The 19,004-nt window shown below is 58.5% G+C and carries 17 protein-coding genes and 1 pseudogene; 11 read left to right on the top strand and 7 right to left on the bottom strand.

Features of this window, described 5'->3' with window-relative positions:
* Positions 1-77: 77 nt before the first annotated feature.
* The 3 genes from ALQ04_RS10710 (at position 78) to ALQ04_RS10720 (ending at position 2,441) form a co-directional block, all read left to right on the top strand.
* Positions 78-1,298 (top strand): multidrug effflux MFS transporter, encoded by a 1,221-nt coding sequence (locus ALQ04_RS10710; protein WP_122315739.1) that lies wholly within the window; start codon positions 78-80, stop codon positions 1,296-1,298.
* Positions 1,299-1,312: 14 nt separating this feature from the next.
* Positions 1,313-1,930 carry a TetR/AcrR family transcriptional regulator gene (locus tag ALQ04_RS10715; protein ID WP_122315740.1) on the top strand — a complete coding sequence of 206 codons (618 nt, stop codon included), beginning with the start codon at positions 1,313-1,315 and terminating at the stop codon, positions 1,928-1,930.
* 169 nt (positions 1,931-2,099) lie between these two features.
* Positions 2,100-2,441 carry a hypothetical protein gene (locus ALQ04_RS10720; protein ID WP_122315741.1) on the top strand — a complete coding sequence of 114 codons (342 nt, stop codon included), beginning with the start codon at positions 2,100-2,102 and terminating at the stop codon, positions 2,439-2,441.
* Between the two features lie 88 nt (positions 2,442-2,529).
* Here ALQ04_RS10720 and ALQ04_RS10725 read toward each other — a convergent pair whose 3' ends face one another.
* Positions 2,530-2,934, bottom strand: a complete 405-nt coding sequence (locus tag ALQ04_RS10725; protein WP_122315742.1) for a RidA family protein — start codon at positions 2,932-2,934, stop codon at positions 2,530-2,532.
* 144 nt (positions 2,935-3,078) lie between these two features.
* Here ALQ04_RS10725 and ALQ04_RS10730 point away from each other — a divergent pair, with 144 nt between their 5' ends.
* Complete coding sequence (locus ALQ04_RS10730; RefSeq protein WP_122315743.1) at positions 3,079-4,008, top strand: LysR family transcriptional regulator; 930 nt, start codon at positions 3,079-3,081, stop codon at positions 4,006-4,008.
* A gap of 15 nt (positions 4,009-4,023) precedes the next feature.
* On the opposite strand, the gene ALQ04_RS10735 is transcribed toward ALQ04_RS10730, so the two are convergent.
* The 3 genes from ALQ04_RS10735 to acnB all read right to left on the bottom strand — a co-directional run bounded on the left by ALQ04_RS10735 (position 4,024) and on the right by acnB (position 8,060).
* A complete protein-coding gene (locus tag ALQ04_RS10735) occupies positions 4,024-4,446 on the bottom strand; it encodes a MarR family winged helix-turn-helix transcriptional regulator (protein ID WP_122315744.1) in 423 nt (140 codons plus the stop codon).
* Complete coding sequence (locus tag ALQ04_RS10740; protein ID WP_122315745.1) at positions 4,436-5,314, bottom strand: alpha/beta fold hydrolase; 879 nt, start codon at positions 5,312-5,314, stop codon at positions 4,436-4,438. Before ALQ04_RS10740 ends, ALQ04_RS10735 begins: the two co-directional genes overlap by 11 nt.
* A 145-nt stretch (positions 5,315-5,459) precedes the next feature.
* Positions 5,460-8,060 (bottom strand): bifunctional aconitate hydratase 2/2-methylisocitrate dehydratase, encoded by a 2,601-nt coding sequence (gene acnB / locus ALQ04_RS10745; RefSeq protein ID WP_122315746.1) that lies wholly within the window; start codon positions 8,058-8,060, stop codon positions 5,460-5,462.
* Positions 8,061-8,459: 399 nt separating this feature from the next.
* On the opposite strand from acnB, the gene ALQ04_RS10750 reads away from it, so the two are divergent.
* Complete coding sequence (locus ALQ04_RS10750) at positions 8,460-8,930, top strand: DUF1289 domain-containing protein (RefSeq protein ID WP_122315747.1); 471 nt, start codon at positions 8,460-8,462, stop codon at positions 8,928-8,930.
* A 187-nt stretch (positions 8,931-9,117) separates the two neighbouring features.
* Here ALQ04_RS10750 and ALQ04_RS10755 read toward each other — a convergent pair whose 3' ends face one another.
* Entirely contained in the window at positions 9,118-9,972 is an 855-nt protein-coding gene (locus ALQ04_RS10755; protein ID WP_122315748.1) for a universal stress protein, read from the bottom strand.
* A gap of 148 nt (positions 9,973-10,120) precedes the next feature.
* On the opposite strand from ALQ04_RS10755, the gene ALQ04_RS10760 reads away from it, so the two are divergent.
* The 4 genes and pseudogenes from ALQ04_RS10760 to ALQ04_RS10775 all read left to right on the top strand — a co-directional run.
* Positions 10,121-10,732 carry a tRNA-(ms[2]io[6]A)-hydroxylase gene (locus tag ALQ04_RS10760; protein ID WP_122315749.1) on the top strand — a complete coding sequence of 204 codons (612 nt, stop codon included), beginning with the start codon at positions 10,121-10,123 and terminating at the stop codon, positions 10,730-10,732.
* 151 nt (positions 10,733-10,883) lie between these two features.
* Positions 10,884-11,372: a MarR family winged helix-turn-helix transcriptional regulator gene (locus ALQ04_RS10765; protein WP_122315750.1), complete on the top strand. Its 489-nt coding sequence runs from the start codon at positions 10,884-10,886 to the stop codon at positions 11,370-11,372.
* Between the two features lie 76 nt (positions 11,373-11,448).
* The gene (locus ALQ04_RS10770) at positions 11,449-12,654 is read left to right on the top strand and encodes an efflux RND transporter periplasmic adaptor subunit (protein ID WP_122315751.1); all 1,206 of its coding nucleotides are present in this window, start codon (positions 11,449-11,451) and stop codon (positions 12,652-12,654) included.
* A gap of 42 nt (positions 12,655-12,696) precedes the next feature.
* Positions 12,697-14,256, top strand: a pseudogene (locus ALQ04_RS10775) (DHA2 family efflux MFS transporter permease subunit); the annotation flags it as partial.
* A gap of 117 nt (positions 14,257-14,373) precedes the next feature.
* Here the strand turns inward: ALQ04_RS10775 and lpxH are convergent.
* Together lpxH and ALQ04_RS10785 are read right to left on the bottom strand one after the other, a co-directional pair.
* Complete coding sequence (lpxH, locus tag ALQ04_RS10780; protein ID WP_122315753.1) at positions 14,374-15,120, bottom strand: UDP-2,3-diacylglucosamine diphosphatase; 747 nt, start codon at positions 15,118-15,120, stop codon at positions 14,374-14,376.
* Positions 15,117-15,620, bottom strand: a complete 504-nt coding sequence (locus ALQ04_RS10785; protein WP_122315754.1) for a peptidylprolyl isomerase — start codon at positions 15,618-15,620, stop codon at positions 15,117-15,119. Before ALQ04_RS10785 ends, lpxH begins: the two co-directional genes overlap by 4 nt.
* A 209-nt stretch (positions 15,621-15,829) precedes the next feature.
* On the opposite strand from ALQ04_RS10785, the gene ALQ04_RS10795 reads away from it, so the two are divergent.
* Both ALQ04_RS10795 and cysS read left to right on the top strand, forming a co-directional pair.
* Positions 15,830-17,524 carry a glutamine--tRNA ligase/YqeY domain fusion protein gene (locus tag ALQ04_RS10795; RefSeq protein ID WP_122315756.1) on the top strand — a complete coding sequence of 565 codons (1,695 nt, stop codon included), beginning with the start codon at positions 15,830-15,832 and terminating at the stop codon, positions 17,522-17,524.
* Between the two features lie 10 nt (positions 17,525-17,534).
* Positions 17,535-18,917 carry a cysteine--tRNA ligase gene (cysS, locus tag ALQ04_RS10800; RefSeq protein ID WP_122315757.1) on the top strand — a complete coding sequence of 461 codons (1,383 nt, stop codon included), beginning with the start codon at positions 17,535-17,537 and terminating at the stop codon, positions 18,915-18,917.
* Positions 18,918-19,004 lie beyond the last annotated feature (87 nt).

Genomic DNA, 19,004 nt, shown 5'->3' on the forward strand with positions numbered 1-19,004 from the left:
CTGCCCGGTTTTATGGCTTTATCCTGCGCTCACTGCAAGCCTACCGACCGGTAGGTTGTTTTTGGGGTATAGGGATTATGGATGCGCGAAAAACCAGCCGGGTTCCCGTCAGACTGGCGATTGGATTAGGACTTATCGGGGCCCTTGGGCCTTCAGCTGTCGACATGTATTTGTCCAGCCTTCCCGAAATTGCCCGTGAATATCAAACCAGCTTCGCCAGTGTGCAACTGACCCTGACCTTCTTTCTGCTGGCCATGGGCGCAGGCCAATTACTCTTTGGCCCTATTGTTGACGCCTGGGGCAGACGCAGACCTTTATTGGCCGGCCTGACGCTGTTCACGATCTGTTCGCTCGGCGCGGCCTGGGCTCCAACCCTGGAAACACTCATTGCATTTCGCTTTGTCCAGGGCCTTGGCAGTGCTCTGACGCTGGTCGTAATCATGAGCATGGTGCGGGATGTCAGCGAAGGGGTTACCGCGACCCGACTGTTTGCCTTGCTGATGACCATTGAAGGCGTAGCCCCGATCATCGCCCCGGCACTGGGCGGCTTTATCGACGCGCATTTCGGCTGGCGTGCGGTGATGCTGGTCCTGGCGTTTTTCGGTCTGGCGGTGTTCTGCAACAGTTGGTTTTCGCTGCCTGAAACCCTGGACGCCAAGGCCAGGGAACCGCTGAGCTTCGGGGCCGCTTGCCGCACCTACCGGGCAATTGCCAGGGATCGCAGCTTCTTGCGGCCGACCCTCGCCGTGGCTGTGGTGTTCTTCTTTCTGTTTGCCTACATTGGCGGAGCCACGCTGGTCTACCAGGAAACCTACGGGCTGAGTGCGCAGTCGTTTGGCATGCTGTTCGGGGTCACCGGTGTGGCGATTCTGATCGGAGCCATGTTGGCCGGAAAACTCGTCAGCCGGGTCGGCTTGAGCCGTCTTTCACTGCTGGGCGTGGCCTGTATGGCGGGCGGCGCTGCAATCGCTCTGGCGTCGACCCTGACAGGCCTGGGTTTGCCCGGTATCGTGCTGGGCATGGCGGTGGCGCTGTTTGGTCTGGGGATTGCGGAATCCACGCTCATGTCGCTGGTGATGTCGTCGCAGGAGCGGGCGCTGGGTTCCACTGCTGCGCTGCTGGGGGCTTTCCAGTTGTCCGTTTCGTCCAGTGCGACCCCGATCTCGGCATTGGTGCTGATCCATGGGCCTGTAGCCTGGACAATGTTGCTGACGTTCAGCGCATTGCTGGCCTGCCTGCTGACCAAACTAAGCCTCCCGCGTGATGCTGGCGAAAACTTCAATCTCGCCGGACACTGATTCAGGACTGAAAGATGACTGCCAACGCTTTAACTCCCGCTGCCGAACGAATTGCCTACCTTGCCCTGGACCAGTTTGCCGAGCATGGCTATGACGCGGCATCGCTCAACGATATTGCAGTGCGCGCGGGAATAAAAAAGGCTTCGTTGTATGCGCACTTTGCGAGCAAGGACGCACTTTACGAAGTCACGCTTCAACTTGCCCTGCAGGCAGAATCCGATTACGTGGAAACTCAGTTCGCAGTGGCCCGAACATCGAGCAAGACGCCCGGCGAGTTCTATATCGACAATCTGCGCGATCGCTTTTATGCCAATGAGTCTTTGCGGTTCTTGTTGAGGGCGGCGTTTTATCCTCCGCAGCCGCTCAAGGACACCGTCATGAACGGTTTCAATGATTACCTGGCCTCTATCCGCAGCCACTTCCAGCACGCCTTGAGCGCCGCGAATCTGGAAGTTCCGGAGCCGATGAGCGAAGTGCTGGCTGAAACCTTCATGGCGGTTATCGACAGCCTGCACGTCGAGTTGATCTACGGTAATGCCGATGCCTATTGCCGCCGCCTGCAGGCCCTGCAACACCTGTCGCGCATGGTCAGTGGCGATGTACTTGCGAAAGGCATACCGGGTTATAAGTAACCAACTTGCCCGTTTGATAGTCGACTATCGGCAGCGTATCAAGACATGTATCTGTGGTGCCGATAGTGACTATCAAAAAACACAGGTTTTATTTTCTTCGATAAAAATGGAAAATACGCACATTGAATACATGGCTCAATGAGCCGATCTTTATTTCAGGGTTCCGCTCATGCGCTTTTTCCTTGCCCCGCTTGTTGCCGTGGGTTTTTCATTGCTGGCTGGCTGTATTTCCGCTCCGAATCAACCGTCGCTCATCTTGCAAACCAGCAAGGCGCCTGATGAGTATGTGCAATGCGTCATGCCCAAGTTGCAGGAGCATTCACTGGCTCCGGTATTGTCGCAATCCCAGCGGCACTACAAGATCATCGTTCCCAGCGCGGTTGCAGCCGACAATGTAATGGAAGCCTACAAGGCGCCGAAAGGTGGGAAAATTTTCTTGTATGAGCGTCAGTTGCTGGCAGCGACGCCAATTTCTTCCCGGTTCGAGCGGGTGGCGCATGAATGCCTGTAAGAGGCTGAAGTTGCCGATGCAAATAAGTTGAGTATGAATCCGCTCCTGCTTCAGTCTGAAAGCAGGAGCACGCTTGCCCGCAGCGGGCTTAGCTTCCAGTGATCTCTGGCACCCTGGCAATTACCTTGATCTCGAAATCAAAACCATACAGCCAGGTCACACCCACGGCGGTCACTGTCGGGTGTGGCGCCTGACCCCAGAACTCCGGGACTACCCCCCAGATCTTCTCGAACTTCGACTCGGGGTCGACCATGAATACGGTGACGTCCACCACGTCATCGAAGGTGCAGCCGGCTTCCTTGAGGATTGCGTTCAGGTTGTTGAATGCAGTCCTGACCTGGATTTCCAGATCCTCCTCGGGTGAACCGTCCTCTTTGCTGCCGACCTGTCCGGACACAAACAGAAAGCCATTGGAGCGGATCGCGGGTGAATAGCGATTGCGTTCATAAAGGGCCTGACGGCCGGCCGGGAAAACGACATCGCGCTTGCTCATGATTTGATCTCCATCGAGAGGCCGGAACCGGCCTGTAATTGACGATGGAGAAACTTTAAGGGCTTGTCTTCGGGCGATAAACCAGCAACTGTAGCCAGCACTGTTTGTAAAAACCAAACAATCCAGTTGTTATTCGGGGTGGAAATGGACCGTTTCGATGCGATGCAGGCATTTGTCCGGGTGGTGGAGGCGGGCAGTTTTACCCGGGCGGCCGATACTCTGCACGTGAGCAAGACCAGCGTCACGCAACTGGTCCAGCAGCTCGAAGCCCGGCTGCGGGTCAAGTTGCTCAACCGCACGACACGGCGGGTCAACCTCACTGCCGACGGTGCGGTGTTTTACGAGCGGGCAGTCAGGCTGCTGGCGGACCTGGATGACGCCGAGACCAGCCTGTCCAGCGCATCGACCTTGCCCCGAGGGCGGTTACGGGTTGACGTGCCCAGTCCGTTTGCCAGCCTGATCCTGATGCCGGCACTGCCTGAGTTTCATGCCCGCTACCCGGACATCCAGATCGACATGGGCGTCAGCGATCGTATCGTGGATCTGATTGGTGAAAATGTGGATTGCGTGGTTCGCGGCGGCGAGCTGACCGATCAGTCGCTGATGGCCCGACGCATCGGCGATCTGCGGCTTGGCGTGTATGCAGCGCCCAGCTATCTGCAACGACTCGGCACGCCTTTGCATCCGCGTGATCTGGAAGACTCGGATCATCGTGTGATCGGCTTTCTGTGGGCGCGCACCGGCAAGGCACTGCCGTATGCCATGCACCGTGACGCTGAAAGTCTGCACATCCAGGGGCGTTATGCGTTGGCGGTGGACGATGGCACTGCCTACCTCGCGGCAGGCCTGGCCGGCAGCGGAGTGCTCTGGTTGCCGGACTATATGGCCAAGGCGCCGCTGGAGCGTGGTGAACTGGTGGCGCTGTTCACGGATTGGCGCATGGACTCGATGCCGATGTACGTGGCCTTTCCGCCAAACCGGCATATCAGCATCAAGGTGCGGGTATTCATCGACTGGGTCGCCGAACTGATGACGCAACATGCGCCGGTCATTGATCGGCGCAGTGGTGACTGATGGCGCTGCAAGCGGTCACTGGCTGCGATTCCTGACTGCCGCAAGCCATCTGGAAACAACCTCCAGCTCGTCATCGGTGAACTCGTGCGTCAGTCGTGCATTCAACGGCGCCAGTTCGGTTATTGCCTGGGACGTCGCTGTTCGACCCGCGTCCGTCAGCCACAAGCGAAAGCTGCGTTTGTCATGCTCGTCGACGCGGCGCTCGATCAGGCCCGACTTGACCATGCGATCCGCCAGCCCGGTCATGGCTGACGGGGCAATATCCAGCGCCAGGGCGACTTCGCCACTGAGCGCACCATCCTGTTCGTTGAGTACAAACAGTGCGCCGGCCTGGGTTGCGCTGATACCGGCTCGATTGGAAATATGCCGTTCTATGTGCCTGGACAGGCTTTTCTGAGCCGCATTCAGCAAATATACGTAGCGACGGTCATGCGCCATTCTGAGTGCTCGGTAATTGCGTTTCCAGCCATCTTGCCACTATCGGCCATAGCGTGTCGGCATGTTGTTGGCGGAAAAAGCCCAGGTGCCCGATTGGCGATCCGGCACTGTCAGCCGGACCCAACTGACGCCGTTCCACGTTACAGCGCGTCATATGGCTGGACATCAGGTCGATTGCTTCGGCAGGCGCCCAGGGATCGTCATCGATGCCTATGGCAAGAATCGGCATCGTTGGCCGAGCGAAGCGGGCAGGTGCATTGACCGAGGCATCATCGAAGAAATACTGGCGAAGGCTGGTCCAGCGTGACCATTCGCGCATCACGCCTGCCGGCAGGTCTTCGCCAATACCCAGCCTGCGCCCCGGAAAGTAACCGAGAAAGCGTGCGCTGAGCGGGCCCAGAATTTTCAGCAGAATCGTTACTTTCAAGCGTTCCTGCCAGGGCCTTATGAATCGCAGGCATCCTGCGTGGGCGCAGATTGTCACCGCCGCACTGAGCTTGCTGCTGCTTGCGCACAAGCCTATCGCATGCCCACCGAAGCTGTGGCCCACCGCGAGGTGAGGGATTTGCGGATATTGTCCGGACACCCATTCGGTGACAGCTTCGACGTCTTGGTCAGCCCATGCAGTGAAGCCTGCCTGCACGGTTTTCGGGTGCGGGCCATTTCTGCTGACCCCGCGATAGTTGTAGGTGATGACCGCAAAGCCGTTGCTTGCCAGGTATTGCGCGAACGGGAAATACATGCGCTCGGTGACACCTGTCGCCGGATTCAACTGCACTACGGCTTTTACAGTCTCCGTGTGGCTATGAACGGTGACGTCGACGCGCTGGCCGTCACTGCAGGTAATCGGGTGAGTGGTGGTCTTCATGAAATATATTTCGCATGTGAAATAAATTATTTAACATGCGAAATATATGACGGCAAGCCTTTTGTAGATACGTCACTCAGTAAGTGCCGGGCCATAAAAAAACCCCATCACCAGGATGGGGTTCTTTCAACGCAGCGTTTCGTGCTTAGGCTTGAACGACCGGGATATTGGCGTTCGCAGCGGCTTCACGGAACTCGGCGATCTGATCGAAGCTCAGGTAGCGGTAGACGTCCGCTGCCATGGTGTCGATCTGGTTCGCGTAGCTCATGTACTCCTCGACGGTTGGCAGGCGACCCAGGATCGAAGCCACGGACGCCAGCTCGGCCGAAGCCAGGTAGACGTTCGCGCCATCGCCCAGACGGTTCGGGAAGTTACGAGTCGAAGTCGAAACCACAGTGGAGTTCGGTTCTACACGTGCTTGGTTACCCATGCACAGCGAGCAGCCCGGCATTTCCATGCGTGCGCCAGCCTTGCCGTAGATGCCGTAGTAGCCTTCTTCGGTCAACTGGTGAGCGTCCATCTTGGTCGGCGGCGACAGCCACAGACGAGTTGGCAGCTGGCCCTTGACCTGATCCAGCAACTTGCCCGCAGCGCGGAAGTGGCCGATGTTGGTCATGCAGGAACCGATGAACACTTCGTCGATCTTCTCGCCCTGTACCGAAGACAGCAGGCGCGCATCGTCCGGGTCGTTCGGCGCGCAGAGCACAGGCTCCTTGACGTCGGCCAGGTCGATTTCGATGATTTCGGCGTACTCGGCGTCCTTGTCGGCTTCCAGCAGCTCAGGATTGGCAATCCAGGCTTCCATCGCCTTGGCACGACGCTCCAGGGTACGAGGATCACCGTAGCCTTGCTCGATCATCCAGCGCAGCAGGGTGATGTTGGAGTTCAGGTACTCGATGATCGGTTCTTTTGCCAGCTTGATGGTGCAACCGGCAGCCGAACGTTCGGCCGAGGCGTCGGACAGCTCGAAAGCCTGTTCGATGCTGAGGTTTTCCAGACCTTCGATTTCCAGGATGCGGCCGGAGAAGGCGTTCTTCTTGCCTTTCTTCTCGACGGTCAGCAGGCCAGCCTGGATCGCGTAGTAAGGAATGGCGTGAACCAGGTCGCGCAGGGTGATGCCAGGTTGCAGCTTGCCCTTGAAGCGGACCAGGATCGACTCTGGCATGTCCAGCGGCATGACGCCGGTGGCAGCGGCGAACGCCACCAGACCGGAACCGGCCGGGAAGGAGATGCCGATCGGGAAGCGGGTGTGCGAGTCACCACCGGTACCGACGGTGTCCGGCAGCAGCATGCGGTTCAGCCAGCTGTGGATGATGCCGTCGCCTGGACGCAGGGAAACACCACCACGGGTCATGATGAAATCAGGCAGCGTGTGGTGGGTCTTGACGTCGATCGGCTTTGGATAGGCCGCGGTGTGGCAGAAGGACTGCATGACCAGATCGGTGGAGAAGCCCAGGCAAGCCAGGTCTTTGAGCTCGTCGCGGGTCATCGGGCCAGTGGTGTCCTGGGAACCGACGGTGGTCATTTTCGGTTCGCAGTAGGTGCCCGGACGGATACCTTCTACGCCACACGCCTTGCCGACCATTTTCTGCGCCAGGGTGAAACCCTTGGTGCTGGCAGCCGGTTGCTCTGGAGTCTTGAACAGATCCGAAGGTGGCAGACCCAGCTCGGCACGTGCCTTGCCGGTCAGGCCGCGACCGATGATCAGCGGAATACGGCCACCGGCGCGAACTTCGTCGAGCAGGACCGGAGTCTTCATTTCAAAGGTGGTCAGGACTTCGTCGCTGTTGTGCTTGGTGACTTTGCCTTCATGCGGGTACAGGTCGATCACGTCGCCCATGTGCATGTTGGAAACGTCGAATTCGATTGGCAGTGCGCCAGCATCTTCCATGGTGTTGTAGAAGATTGGAGCGATCTTGCTGCCGAAGCAGAAACCACCGGCACGCTTGTTCGGAACGTAGGGAACGTCGTCGCCGAAGAACCACAGTACCGAGTTGGTTGCCGATTTACGCGAGGAACCGGTACCGACCACGTCACCGACGTAGGCGATAGGGAAACCCTGGCCGCGCATTTCTTCGATCTGCTTCATCGGGCCGATGGAGCCCTGTACGTCCGGGACGATGCCTTCACGGGCCATTTTCAGCATGGCCAGGGCGTGCAGCGGGATGTCCGGACGCGACCAGGCATCGGGTGCCGGGGACAGGTCGTCGGTGTTGGTTTCGCCGGTGACCTTGAAGACCCGCAGGCTGATCTTGTCAGCCAGTACCGGGCGCTTCTTGAACCACTCGCCGTCAGCCCAGGATTGCAGGACTGCCTTGGCGTGGGTATTGCCGCTCTTGGCTTTTTCTGCGACGTCGTGGAAGGCGTCGAACATCAGCAGGGTGTGCTTGAGTTGTTCGGCAGCGATCGCAGCCAGTTCGCTATCGTCGAGCAGGGCAACCAGAGTCTCGATGTTGTAGCCACCTTGCATGGTGCCCAACAGTTCGGTGGCGCGCTTCTTGTCGATCAGTGGAGAGGTGGCTTCACCTTTGGCCAGGGCCGACAGGAAACCGGCCTTGACGTAGGCCGCTTCGTCCACGCCCGGTGGAATGCGGTTGGTGATCAGGTCGACAAGGAAATCTTCTTCGCCAGCGGGGGGATTCTTCAGCAGCTCAATAAGGTCTGCAGTTTGTTCGGCGTTAAGCGGCTGGGGCACGATACCCTGGGCGGCACGCTCTTCGATGTGTTTACGGTAGGCTTCAAGCACAGTATTACCCTCATCAGTGGTCCCAAATGGGTGTCCGGGACGCTCATCCAGAAATTGTCCGTACCCAGGCAAGGCTTTCGAGCCTTGTTGGCAGGGTATCGGCAATTCCTTACGAAGCTGTTTTCAAAGTTTTACGCCTGCAGGACGGGGGGACTGTAGGTCGACACGGCCATTCGTGATGAGGGAACGGCCTGTCGACACCGTGCTGCGGGATTAACTTGACTGTGCTCGTGACGCTTTGAAAACAGCTTCTAACGGACATTGGCGCCATCTAAGGCACGACGATTCTACGGCAAAACTTCGTTAAAGGTAAGTTAGCCCCTACATCTTCGGGGGTGACCCCTGTTAGACAAAGGGCTAACATGCCTGCTCGTTTCGCCTGCCGTTGTCCTGCCAGCCATGCCTGATCAAATCATCAAAACGCCTTGCGTCGGCCTTTGCTCCACTGTTTACGGGGACCTGGTCTGCCGTGGCTGCAAGCGTTTCCATCATGAGGTGGTTAACTGGAATGGCTATAACGAGGACGAAAAAAGAGCGGTCTGGCTGCGCCTGGAGCATCTGCTGGTCCAGGTAATGACCGCCAAGCTGGAAGTCTTCGATATCGAGAAACTGCGGATGCAACTCGTTCAGCGCAAGATCCGCTTTGTGGCGCATCAATCCGAATACTGTTGGGCCTATCAGTTGATTGCGCGCGGGGCGCGGGTCATCAATCAGGTCGAGGCCTATGGTTTTGTCCTGTTGCCGGAGTTTCGTGACTGGGCGCTGCCTGAACTGCGCGACGCCATCGATCGCGAGTTCTTCCTGCTCTCCGAAGCTCATTACCAACGCTACATCGCCCCGGGTTTCCTGAAGGATGCGTTTGGGGTTTGAGGTTTTTCTTTGGCCCCTATCTGGTTGAGCGTGTCTGTTCTTTGATTGGTTGTTCGGCTCCAGGCCGCCATGGCCCGCCGGCACGTACCCATGGAGCAATGCCGGAGCGTCGTAAAGACGGAGCCGGTAGTGGCCCCACCCGATAATTCCGGATATGCCCACAGAAAAGAACATGCCTTCCTGACGCTTAAAGATGATCCTCCAGGTGCCTGATGATTTCCTCGGTCTTGAGCACCAACACATCGCTTTCCAGTGAGTCGAGCACCGCCTCGGCCGTATTGCCGATCAATGCGCCGGAAAGGCCGGTACGTGCCACAGTACCGATGATCGTCACCGCGGCATCGAGCTGATGAGCCGTGAACGGAATCAACACATCCGCCGGACCCTCGGCAATATGCAGATGACTGTCGTCGATATCGAATTCGCTCTGGAATGCCTGACACTGCTCCCGATAACGCGCCTCGATACTCTCCTTCAACTGATAGACCGGATCGGCAGCCGACAGCATGGGCGAGGGATGCGCCGTAATCACATGCAAATGCCCCTTGGCCAGGGCCGCAATGTCATAACCGTGATCGACAATACTGAAGTGCAGCGCCCTGTGCTCGCCATCCGCATTACCGACATCCACGGCCGCCAGAATCACTCCACCTGTCCAGGGCCGAGAAGTCTTGACCATCAACACCGGGCTTGGACAGTAACGCAACAGCTTCCAGTCGTCCGGAGTGAGCAGGGCCTTTTTCAGCGGGTTATCGGGAAAATGCTGCTTGATGACCAGCCCGCAGCCTTCGGCCTGCTGCACCTTGCTGATGGTCTTGTGCGTAGACTCTTCCCAGTGCTGCTCCGCGGTTGCGGTAAAGCCCTCTTCCTGCAGGGCTCTTTTCAACTCGTTGAGCTGCTGGGTATGCGGATGCTCCTCGTCGCAGATCAGCAGATGCAGATGAGCCTGGGTGACCCCGGCGATCAGTTTCGCGCGGTTCAGGGCCAGACTCTCGGTACGGTTGGGTTCGATGACCACCAGAATGCTGCGAATCGATTGCATGGCGCTGACCTCCACAAGGCGATTGTGCCCACAACTATAGTTGCAGTGCGTCGGGACGTCGCTTGATCTGGATCACAGCATTTCTGTCGCGGCCAGCGCACACCCCTCGTATAATGCGCGGCCTTGCAACCTCGTCCTCTGTGAGCTTATGTACCCGATCCCCGAAATCGAAGCCTTCCTGCTGTGCCGCACGCCCGACAGTTGGGTTCAGGCCGCCTTGCGCAATCTGGACATTCTGTTGATCGATCATGCGAACAACGAGAAAAAGGCTGCCGGGGCGGCGTTTCAGTTCATGTTCCAGTACAACGACAAGTTCGATCTGCTGAGCAAGATGTCGCGCCTGGCCCGTGAGGAACTGCGGCATTTCGAGCAGGTGCTGAGCATCATCCGCAAGCGCGAAATCCCGATGGCCAACGTCAGTTCGGCGCGTTACGCCGGTTCATTGCGCAAGCTGGTACGCAACCATAATCCCTATCGACTGACCGATGCGCTGATTGTCGGTGCCATCGTCGAAGCCCGCTCCTGCGAACGTTTTGCTGCACTGGTGCCGCATCTGGACGAAGAGCTGGCCAAGTTCTACGCCGGCCTGCTGAAGTCCGAAGCCCGGCATTTCCAGGATTACCTGAAACTGGCCTACACCTACGGTGACAAGGCCGATGTCGACGCCAAGATCGAAGAAATCCGTCTGGCCGAACGCGAACTGATCGAAAGCCCCGATGAAGAATTCCGCTTCCACAGCGGCGTACCTGTCGCTGCCTGAAAAGGCTTGCCGGCTTACCCCAAAACGACCGCCTTGCCAGCGGTCGTTTTTTTATGAAGTTTTAGTTAGCTAGCTAACAAATGCTTTGACATTAGCTGCCTGAGCAGTAATATCGCCACATTACTGCCTAAGCAGCTTTTGTGGTGAATCCTTGAAACATTTCACGTCCGATAATTTCGATTCCAGCCTGATAGGCCTGTTGGTCGGTCGCACCAATGCCCTCAAGGACCGCATGCTGGACAAGTATTTACTGCCCTACGACGTCACCTTTTCGCAGTTCAAGGTGCTGATCATCATTGCCCAGTTTTCGCTCGATACCCCCGTCGAATTGTGTCGGCACCTGTCCCTCGACAGTGGCTCGATGACGCGGATGCTCGACCGCCTGGAGCAAAAGGAGTTGATCGTGCGCAGCCGCTCGGCAGCCGACCGGCGTCAGGTGCATCTGGCCCTGACCGAGCAGGGGCGAAAACTGTCGGACCTGCTGCCGCAGATCGGTGCCGACGCCATGAACGACACTTTTGCCGTTCTGGACACGGAAGAAGTCGAAACCCTGCAGCGAATCCTGACCAAGGTGCTGGTGGCCGCCGACGACCACATCACCCTTACACGCCTGAGTTTCAAGTCCACGGGAACGAAATGAGCGGCAGCCGCCGACATCGCCCGGTAACACCTCGATATCCAGCAATTACTGCTTCACCGACTACAAGGTAATCGTCATGGCTACTGCCACTACTGAAAAAACATCTGTCGACTCGCAGCAGGATAGCAATCCGGGCAAGCGCAGATTCATGCTGCTGGTGCTCGCCTTGATCGTCATTGCTGGCGCGGCGGGTGTCTGGGCCTGGCATGAGTTCTATGGCCGCTGGAGTGAAAGCACCGACGATGCCTACGTTAATGGCAATGTCGTCGAGATCACCCCGCTGACTACCGGCACGGTCATCAGCATCGGCGCCGACGACGGTGATCTGGTGCGTGAAGGCCAGGTGCTGATCAGGTTCGACCCCAGCGACGCCGAAGTCAGTCTGCAAAGCGCCGAAGCCAATCTGGCCAAGGTGGTACGTCAGGTGCGCGGGCTCTACAGCAACGTCGATGGCATGAAGGCGCAACTGGCGGCGCAACGGGCCGAGGTGCAAAAGGCTCAGGACAACTACAGCCGGCGCCGCAGCCTGGCTGTGGGCGGGGCGATTTCCCAGGAAGAGCTGTCCCACGCCAAGGATGACCTGACCAGTGCCCAGAGCGCGTTGAACAATGTCCAGCAACAACTGGCCAGCAGCGTGGCGCTGGTGGACGACACCGTAGTGTCTTCGCATCCGGACGTGAAGGCTGCTGCCGCGCAACTGCGTCAGGCTTATCTGGCCGATGCCCGTACCACCGTGGTGTCGCCGGTTACCGGCTATGTGGCCAAACGCACGGTGCAACTGGGCCAGCGAATTCAGCCGGGCACAGCCACGATGGCCGTTATCCCGCTGGATCAGTTGTGGATCGATGCCAACTTCAAGGAAACCCAGCTGGGCAAGATGCGCATCGGCCAGCCGGTGGAAATCACCTCGGACCTGTATGGCGGCCAGGTGAAATACAGCGGCACTATCGACAGCCTGGGAGCCGGGACCGGTAGCGCTTTTGCCCTGTTGCCGGCCCAGAACGCGACCGGTAACTGGATCAAGATCGTCCAGCGGGTGCCGGTGCGGATTCATATCAATCCCGAGCAGTTGGCGAACAATCCGCTGCGCATTGGTCTGTCGACCACGGTCGATGTCAATCTGCATGACCAGAGTGGCCCCGTACTGGCTCAGCAGCCGCCGAAGAAAGCCTCGTTCAGCACCAACATCTATGCCGAGCAGTTGGCCGATGCCGACGCCATGATCGCGCGTCTGATTCATGACAACAGTGCATCGGGCAGCAAATCGACTGCCCAGCGCTGATCCGCCAATCCGCAAGCCCCGACCTTTCGGCCGGGGCATCGCTTTCGTGTCAAAGGATTTGCGATGAGCAACAACGCTCCAGCCTCGTTTACGCCGCCCAGTCTGCTGATGTGCACCATCGGCCTGTCGCTGGCGACCTTCATGCAGGTGCTCGACACCACCATCGCCAACGTCGCCTTGCCGACCATTTCCGGGAATCTGGGCGTGAGTTCGGAGCAGGGTACCTGGGTTATCACCTCGTTTGCGGTCAGCAATGCGATTGCCTTGCCACTGACCGGCTGGCTCAGCCGCCGCTTCGGAGAGGTCAAGCTGTTCCTGTGGGCGACCATGCTGTTCGTGCTGGCTTCGTTCCTGTGCGGGATTTCCCAGTCGATGCCGGAACTGGTCGGCTTCCGGGTGCTGCAGGGCGTGGTGGCCGGGCCGCTGTATCCGATGACCCAGACCCTGTTGATTGCGGTTTATCCGCCTGCGAAAAGGGGAATGGCGCTGGCGCTGCTGGCCATGGTCACGGTGGTCGCGCCGATTGCCGGGCCGATTCTCGGCGGCTGGATCACTGACAGCTACAGCTGGCCGTGGATTTTCTTCATCAATATCCCGATTGGCCTGTTTGCAGTCTGGGTGGTTCGCTCCCAGATGGCCAGGCGCCCGGTGAGTACCAGTCGCCAGCCAATGGATTACGTCGGATTGCTGACCTTGATCATCGGTGTCGGTGCCTTGCAGATTGTCCTCGACAAGGGCAATGACATGGACTGGTTCGAGTCGAACTTCATCGTGGTCGGCTCGCTGATTTCGATTGTGGCGCTGGCAGTGTTCGTGATCTGGGAAATGACCGACAAGCATCCCATCGTCAACCTGCGGCTGTTTGCGTATCGCAATTTCAGGATCGGTACGCTGGTGCTGATCGGCGGTTATTCCGGGTTCTTCGGCATCAACCTGCTACTGCCGCAGTGGCTGCAGACCCAGATGGGCTATACCGCCACCTGGGCCGGGCTGGCGGTGGCGCCCATCGGTATCCTGCCGGTATTGATGTCGCCCTTTGTCGGCAAATATGCGCACCGTTTCGACTTGCGGCTGCTGGCGGGCATGGCTTTTCTGGCCATGGGCCTGAGCTGCTTCATGCGCGCGCAATTCACCAATGAAGTGGATTTCGAGCATGTGGCGCTGGTGCAACTGTTCATGGGCATTGGCGTGGCGCTGTTCTTCATGCCGACCTTGAGCATTCTGCTCTCGGACCTGCCGCCACAGCAGATTGCCGATGGCTCCGGCCTGGCGACTTTCCTCAGGACCCTGGGCGGCAGCTTCGCGGCCTCACTGACTACCTGGATCTGGATCCGTCGTGCCGATCAGCATCACGCCTACCTGAGTGAGAACATCAGCACCTTCGAGCCTGCCACCCGCGACGCGCTCAATAGCCTGGGTGGTGCAAGCCCGCAGGCTTATGCGCAACTGGAGCAGACGCTCAACAGCCAGGCCTACATGATGTCCACAGTGGATTATTTCTACATGCTGGGCTGGGTGTTCGCGGGGCTGATCCTGTTGGTGTGGATGGCCAGGCCGCCATTTGCCGCCAAGGCCGGGCCGGCAGCCGGAGGAGGGCATTGAGCCGGCTTGGCGAAATAACTGTTGGAGCGAATTCATTCGCGAAAAGGCTGGTACATCCAGTCACTATGTGGCGCCTGGAACATAGTCTTCACGGATGAATCCGCTCCTGCACAGGCTTCAATCCAGCAAAACCATCTGCTCAGGCGGAAAATCGAACGCATTGAGCGAAAAGCCCTGTTCGTCCACCTGCAAGGCCCAGCCCTGGCGGTCCCAGTCGCCCAGCACGATGCGCTGTGCGGTCTGGTCGCCGATCTGCAGCTTGTGAATGGCCGGGCGATGGGTGTGCCCGTGAATCAGGGTGCGGACGCCATATTGCTCCATCACCTGAGGTATGAATTCGGGGGTGACATCCACGATGTCATTGGCTTTCATGCGAGTCTGCGCCCGGCTTTCGTTGCGCAGCTTGCGTGCCAGCTTGTGTCGGGTGTTCAAGGGCAGATGCCGCAGGATCCACAGGCTCAACGGATTGCGCAGGTAGCGGCGCATGCGGATATAGCCTTCGTCGCGGGTGCACAGGCTGTCGCCATGCATCAACAGCACCGGCTCGCCATTGAGTGGCACGACGCTGGGATCGTTCAACAGGGTACAGCCGGCGGCCTTGCAGAACGCCTTGCCGATCATGAAGTCGCGGTTGCCGTGCATCAGGAAAACCTGGGTGCCGCTGTCGCTCAGTTCGCGCAGGGCCTGGCAGATCGAGCTCTGGAACGGCGACATGGCATCGTCGCCGACCCAGACCTCGAAGAAGTCCCCGAGGATATACAGCGCCGTGGCAGTGCGGGCCCGGCCAGAGAGTAGATCCAGAAACGCCCGAGTGATATCCGGGCGTTTTTCCTCAAGATGCAGGTCGGAGATCAGCAGTATCACTCAACGATCTCGGCTTTCTCGATGATCACGTCTTCGGACGGAACGTCCTGATGGCCGGCTTTGCTGGTGGTTGCAACGCCTTTGATCTTGTCGACTACGTCATTGCCTTCGACCACTTCACCGAATACGGCATAGCCCCAGCCTTGAACGGTCGGTGCGCTGTGGTTCAGGAAGCTGTTGTCAGCCACGTTGATGAAGAACTGAGCGGAAGCCGAATGCGGCTCCATGGTGCGGGCCATGGCAACGCTGTACTTCTTGTTCGGCAGGCCGTTGTTGGCTTCGTTCTGGATGCTTGGGCGCTTGTCTTTCTTCTCTTTCATGCCTGGCTCGAAACCGCCGCCCTGGATCATGAAGTTACCGATGACACGGTGGAAGATGGTGTTGCTGTAGTGGCCAGCATTAACGTATTCGATAAAGTTGGCTACGGTCAGCGGCGCCTTCTCTGCATTCAGTTGCAGAACGATGTCGCCGTGGTTGGTGGTCAGTTTTACTTTGGACATATCGAAAGTCGCTCTTTTGGCATTCATGAATGGGCGCAGTATCACCCTGACGCGCAGTTTACAGGGGAGGTTACATATTTCAGGTTTTTTGCTGCTTTTCTACCTTCAAATGCGCACTCTGTTGTCAGGGGCTTGACAGCTTCGGCTATGATAAGCGCTTTGATTTAGTCGGCCTACCCTGGCCGCGCACCTGTATGTCCAAGGATCCTATGAGCAAGCCCACTCCAGAACCCGCTGCGAATTCAAAGGCAGGCCCTGTCGTCCCTACCAATTTCCTGCGTCCGATCGTGCAGGCCGACCTGGATTCAGGCAAGCACACCCAAATCGTGACCCGCTTTCCGCCGGAGCCTAATGGCTATCTGCACATCGGTCATGCCAAGTCGATCTGTGTGAACTTTGGCCTGGCCAACGAGTTCGGTGGCGCGACGCACCTGCGTTTCGACGACACCAACCCGGCCAAGGAAGACCAGGAATACATCGACGCCATCATGAGTGACGTCAAGTGGCTGGGTTTCGAGTGGGCTGGCGAAGTGCGCTACGCCTCGCAGTATTTCGACCAGTTGCACGACTGGGCGGTCGAGCTGATCAAGTCGGGCAAGGCCTATGTCGACGATCTGACCCCCGAGCAGGCCCGCGAGTACCGCGGCAGCCTGACCGAGCCGGGCAAGAACAGCCCGTTCCGTGAGCGCAGCGTCGAGGAAAACCTGGACCTGTTCGCCCGCATGAAAGCCGGTGAGTTCGAGGATGGCGCCCGCGTACTGCGCGCCAGGATCGACATGGCCTCGCCAAACATGAACATGCGCGACCCGATCCTGTATCGCATCCGTCATGCGCATCACCACCAGACCGGCGACAAGTGGTGCATCTACCCCAACTATGACTTCACCCATGGCCAGTCCGATGCCATCGAAGGCATCACTCACTCGATCTGCACCCTGGAATTCGAGGGCCATCGTCCGTTGTACGACTGGTTCCTGGACAACCTGCCGGTGCCGAGCAAGCCGCGCCAGTACGAATTCTCGCGCCTTAACCTGAGCTACACCGTCACCAGCAAGCGCAAGCTCAAGCAACTGGTCGATGAAAAGCACGTCAGTGGCTGGGATGACCCGCGCATGTCGACCCTGTCGGGTTTCCGCCGTCGTGGCTACACCCCGGCTTCGATCCGCAACTTCTGCGAAATGGTCGGCACCAACCGTTCCGATGGCGTGGTCGACTTCGCGATGCTCGAATTCAGCATCCGCGACGATCTGGACCGCAATGCGCCACGGGCCATGTGCGTGCTGCGTCCATTGAAAGTCGTGATCACCAACTATCCGGAAGGTCAGGTCGAGAAGCTTGAACTGCCACGCCACCCCAAGGAAGACCTGGGCGTGCGCGAGCTGCCGTTCGCTCGCGAGATCTACATCGATCGCGACGACTACATGGAAGAGCCGCCAAAAGGCTACAAGCGCCTGGAACCGGCCGGTGAAGTCCGTCTGCGCGGCAGCTACGTAATCCGTGCCGACGAAGCCATCAAGGACGCCGACGGTAATATCGTCGAGCTGCGTTGCTCCTACGACCCCGACACCCTGGGCAAGAACCCGGAAGGTCGCAAGGTCAAGGGTGTGATTCACTGGGTTCCGGCGGCTGCAAGCGTCGAGTGCGAAGTGCGCCTGTACGACCGCCTGTTCCGCTCGCCGACGCCTGACAAGGCCGAAGACGGCGCCACGTTCCTGGAAAACATCAATCCCGATTCCCTGCAAGTACTGAGTGGTTGTCGTGCTGAACCTTCATTGGGGCAAGCGCAACCGGAAGACCGTTTCCAGTTCGAGCGCGAAGGTTACTTCTGTGCCGACATCAAGGACTCGAAACCAGGTCGTCCGGTATTCAACCGCACAGTGACATTGCGGGATTCCTGGAGCTGAGGTTAGCCAAGTGCTTTCGATCTACAACACGCTCACCAAGAGCAAAGAAGTCTTCAAGCCGCTGGATGGCAACAAGGTACGCATGTATGTCTGCGGGATGACCGTGTACGACTTCTGCCACCTTGGCCACGGCCGCAGCATGGTTGCGTTCGACCTGGTCACCCGCTGGTTGCGCTTCAGCGGTTACGACCTGACTTACGTGCGCAACATCACCGATATCGATGACAAGATCATCAATCGTGCCCGTGACAACGGCGAATCGTTCGACGCGCTGACAGCGCGCATGATCGATGCCATGCACGAGGACGAAGCGCGTCTGAATATCCTCAAGCCGGACATGGAGCCGCGGGCCACCGATCATATTCCTGGCATGCATGCCATGATCCAGACCCTGATCGACAAGGGCTATGCCTACGCGCCGGGCAATGGCGACGTGTACTACCGCGTCGGCAAGTTCATGGGCTACGGCAAGCTGTCGCGCAAGAAGATCGAAGACCTGCGCATCGGTGCGCGTATCGAAGTCGACGAGTCCAAGGACGATCCACTGGATTTCGTGCTCTGGAAAGGCGTCAAGCCTGGTGAGCCGAGCTGGGAGTCGCCATGGGGGCCGGGGCGTCCGGGCTGGCATATCGAATGCTCGGTAATGTCCACCTGCTGCCTGGGTGAAACCTTCGACATTCATGGCGGCGGCAGCGACCTCGAATTCCCGCACCATGAAAACGAGATCGCCCAGAGCGAAGCCGCGACCGGCAAGACTTACGCCAATGCCTGGATGCACTGCGGCATGATTCGCATCAATGGCGAGAAGATGTCCAAGTCCTTGAACAACTTCTTCACCATTCGCGACGTGCTGGCTAAATACCATCCGGAAGTGGTGCGTTACCTGCTGGTGTCCAGCCACTACCGCAGCGCGATCAACTACTCCGAAGACAGCCTGAAAGAGTCCAAGAGCGCGCTGGAGCGTTTCTATCACGCGCTCAAGGGCTTGCCGGTGGCCGAGCCTGCGGGGGGCGAAGCGTTCGTCGAGCGTTTCACCACGGCGATGAACGATGACTTCGGCACGCCTGAAGCCTGTGCTGTGCTGTTCGAGATGGTGCGTGAGATCAACCGTTTGCGTGACAGCGATCAGGCAGCGGCTGCGGGTCTGGCGGCACGTCTCAAGCAACTGGCCAGTGTCCTGGGCGTGTTGCAGCTCGAAGCGGAGGATTTCCTGCGTGCCGGTGCTGAAGGGCGGGTTGATGCGGCTGAAGTCGAAGCCTTGATCCAGGCGCGTCTGGATGCTCGTAGTGCCAGGAACTGGGCCGAATCCGACCGCATCCGCGACCAGCTCACGGCCATGGGCGTAGTGCTGGAAGATGGCAAGGGCGGTACGACCTGGCGTCTGGCTGACTGATCAGTCTGTGGAAGGCAGCTTGCTGGCGACACCACCAGTGAAGTCAATGAATATTTATTGATTTTCACCGGCCCTGTCGCCAGCAAG

Origin of the sequence: Pseudomonas cichorii (genome assembly GCF_003700275.1) — a bacterium.
Taxonomy (GTDB): Bacteria; Pseudomonadota; Gammaproteobacteria; order Pseudomonadales; family Pseudomonadaceae; genus Aquipseudomonas; species Aquipseudomonas cichorii_B.

Bases quoted from the DNA above. Each gene is read 5' to 3' on its own strand.
- ALQ04_RS10760 (WP_122315749.1), top strand. From the start codon at position 10,121: ATGTACCCGATCCCCGAAATCGAAGCCTTCCTGCTGTGCCGCACGCCC.
- ALQ04_RS10750 (WP_122315747.1), top strand. From the start codon at position 8,460: ATGCCTGATCAAATCATCAAAACGCCTTGCGTCGGCCTTTGCTCCACT.
- ALQ04_RS10730 (WP_122315743.1), top strand. From the start codon at position 3,079: ATGGACCGTTTCGATGCGATGCAGGCATTTGTCCGGGTGGTGGAGGCG.
- ALQ04_RS10715 (WP_122315740.1), top strand. From the start codon at position 1,313: ATGACTGCCAACGCTTTAACTCCCGCTGCCGAACGAATTGCCTACCTT.
- ALQ04_RS10785 (WP_122315754.1), bottom strand. From the start codon at position 15,620: ATGTCCAAAGTAAAACTGACCACCAACCACGGCGACATCGTTCTGCAA.
- ALQ04_RS10795 (WP_122315756.1), top strand. From the start codon at position 15,830: ATGAGCAAGCCCACTCCAGAACCCGCTGCGAATTCAAAGGCAGGCCCT.
- ALQ04_RS10735 (WP_122315744.1), bottom strand. From the start codon at position 4,446: ATGGCGCATGACCGTCGCTACGTATATTTGCTGAATGCGGCTCAGAAA.
- ALQ04_RS10710 (WP_122315739.1), top strand. From the start codon at position 78: ATGGATGCGCGAAAAACCAGCCGGGTTCCCGTCAGACTGGCGATTGGA.
- ALQ04_RS10725 (WP_122315742.1), bottom strand. From the start codon at position 2,934: ATGAGCAAGCGCGATGTCGTTTTCCCGGCCGGCCGTCAGGCCCTTTAT.
- ALQ04_RS10770 (WP_122315751.1), top strand. From the start codon at position 11,449: ATGGCTACTGCCACTACTGAAAAAACATCTGTCGACTCGCAGCAGGAT.
- ALQ04_RS10755 (WP_122315748.1), bottom strand. From the start codon at position 9,972: ATGCAATCGATTCGCAGCATTCTGGTGGTCATCGAACCCAACCGTACC.
- ALQ04_RS10740 (WP_122315745.1), bottom strand. From the start codon at position 5,314: ATGAAGACCACCACTCACCCGATTACCTGCAGTGACGGCCAGCGCGTC.
- ALQ04_RS10720 (WP_122315741.1), top strand. From the start codon at position 2,100: ATGCGCTTTTTCCTTGCCCCGCTTGTTGCCGTGGGTTTTTCATTGCTG.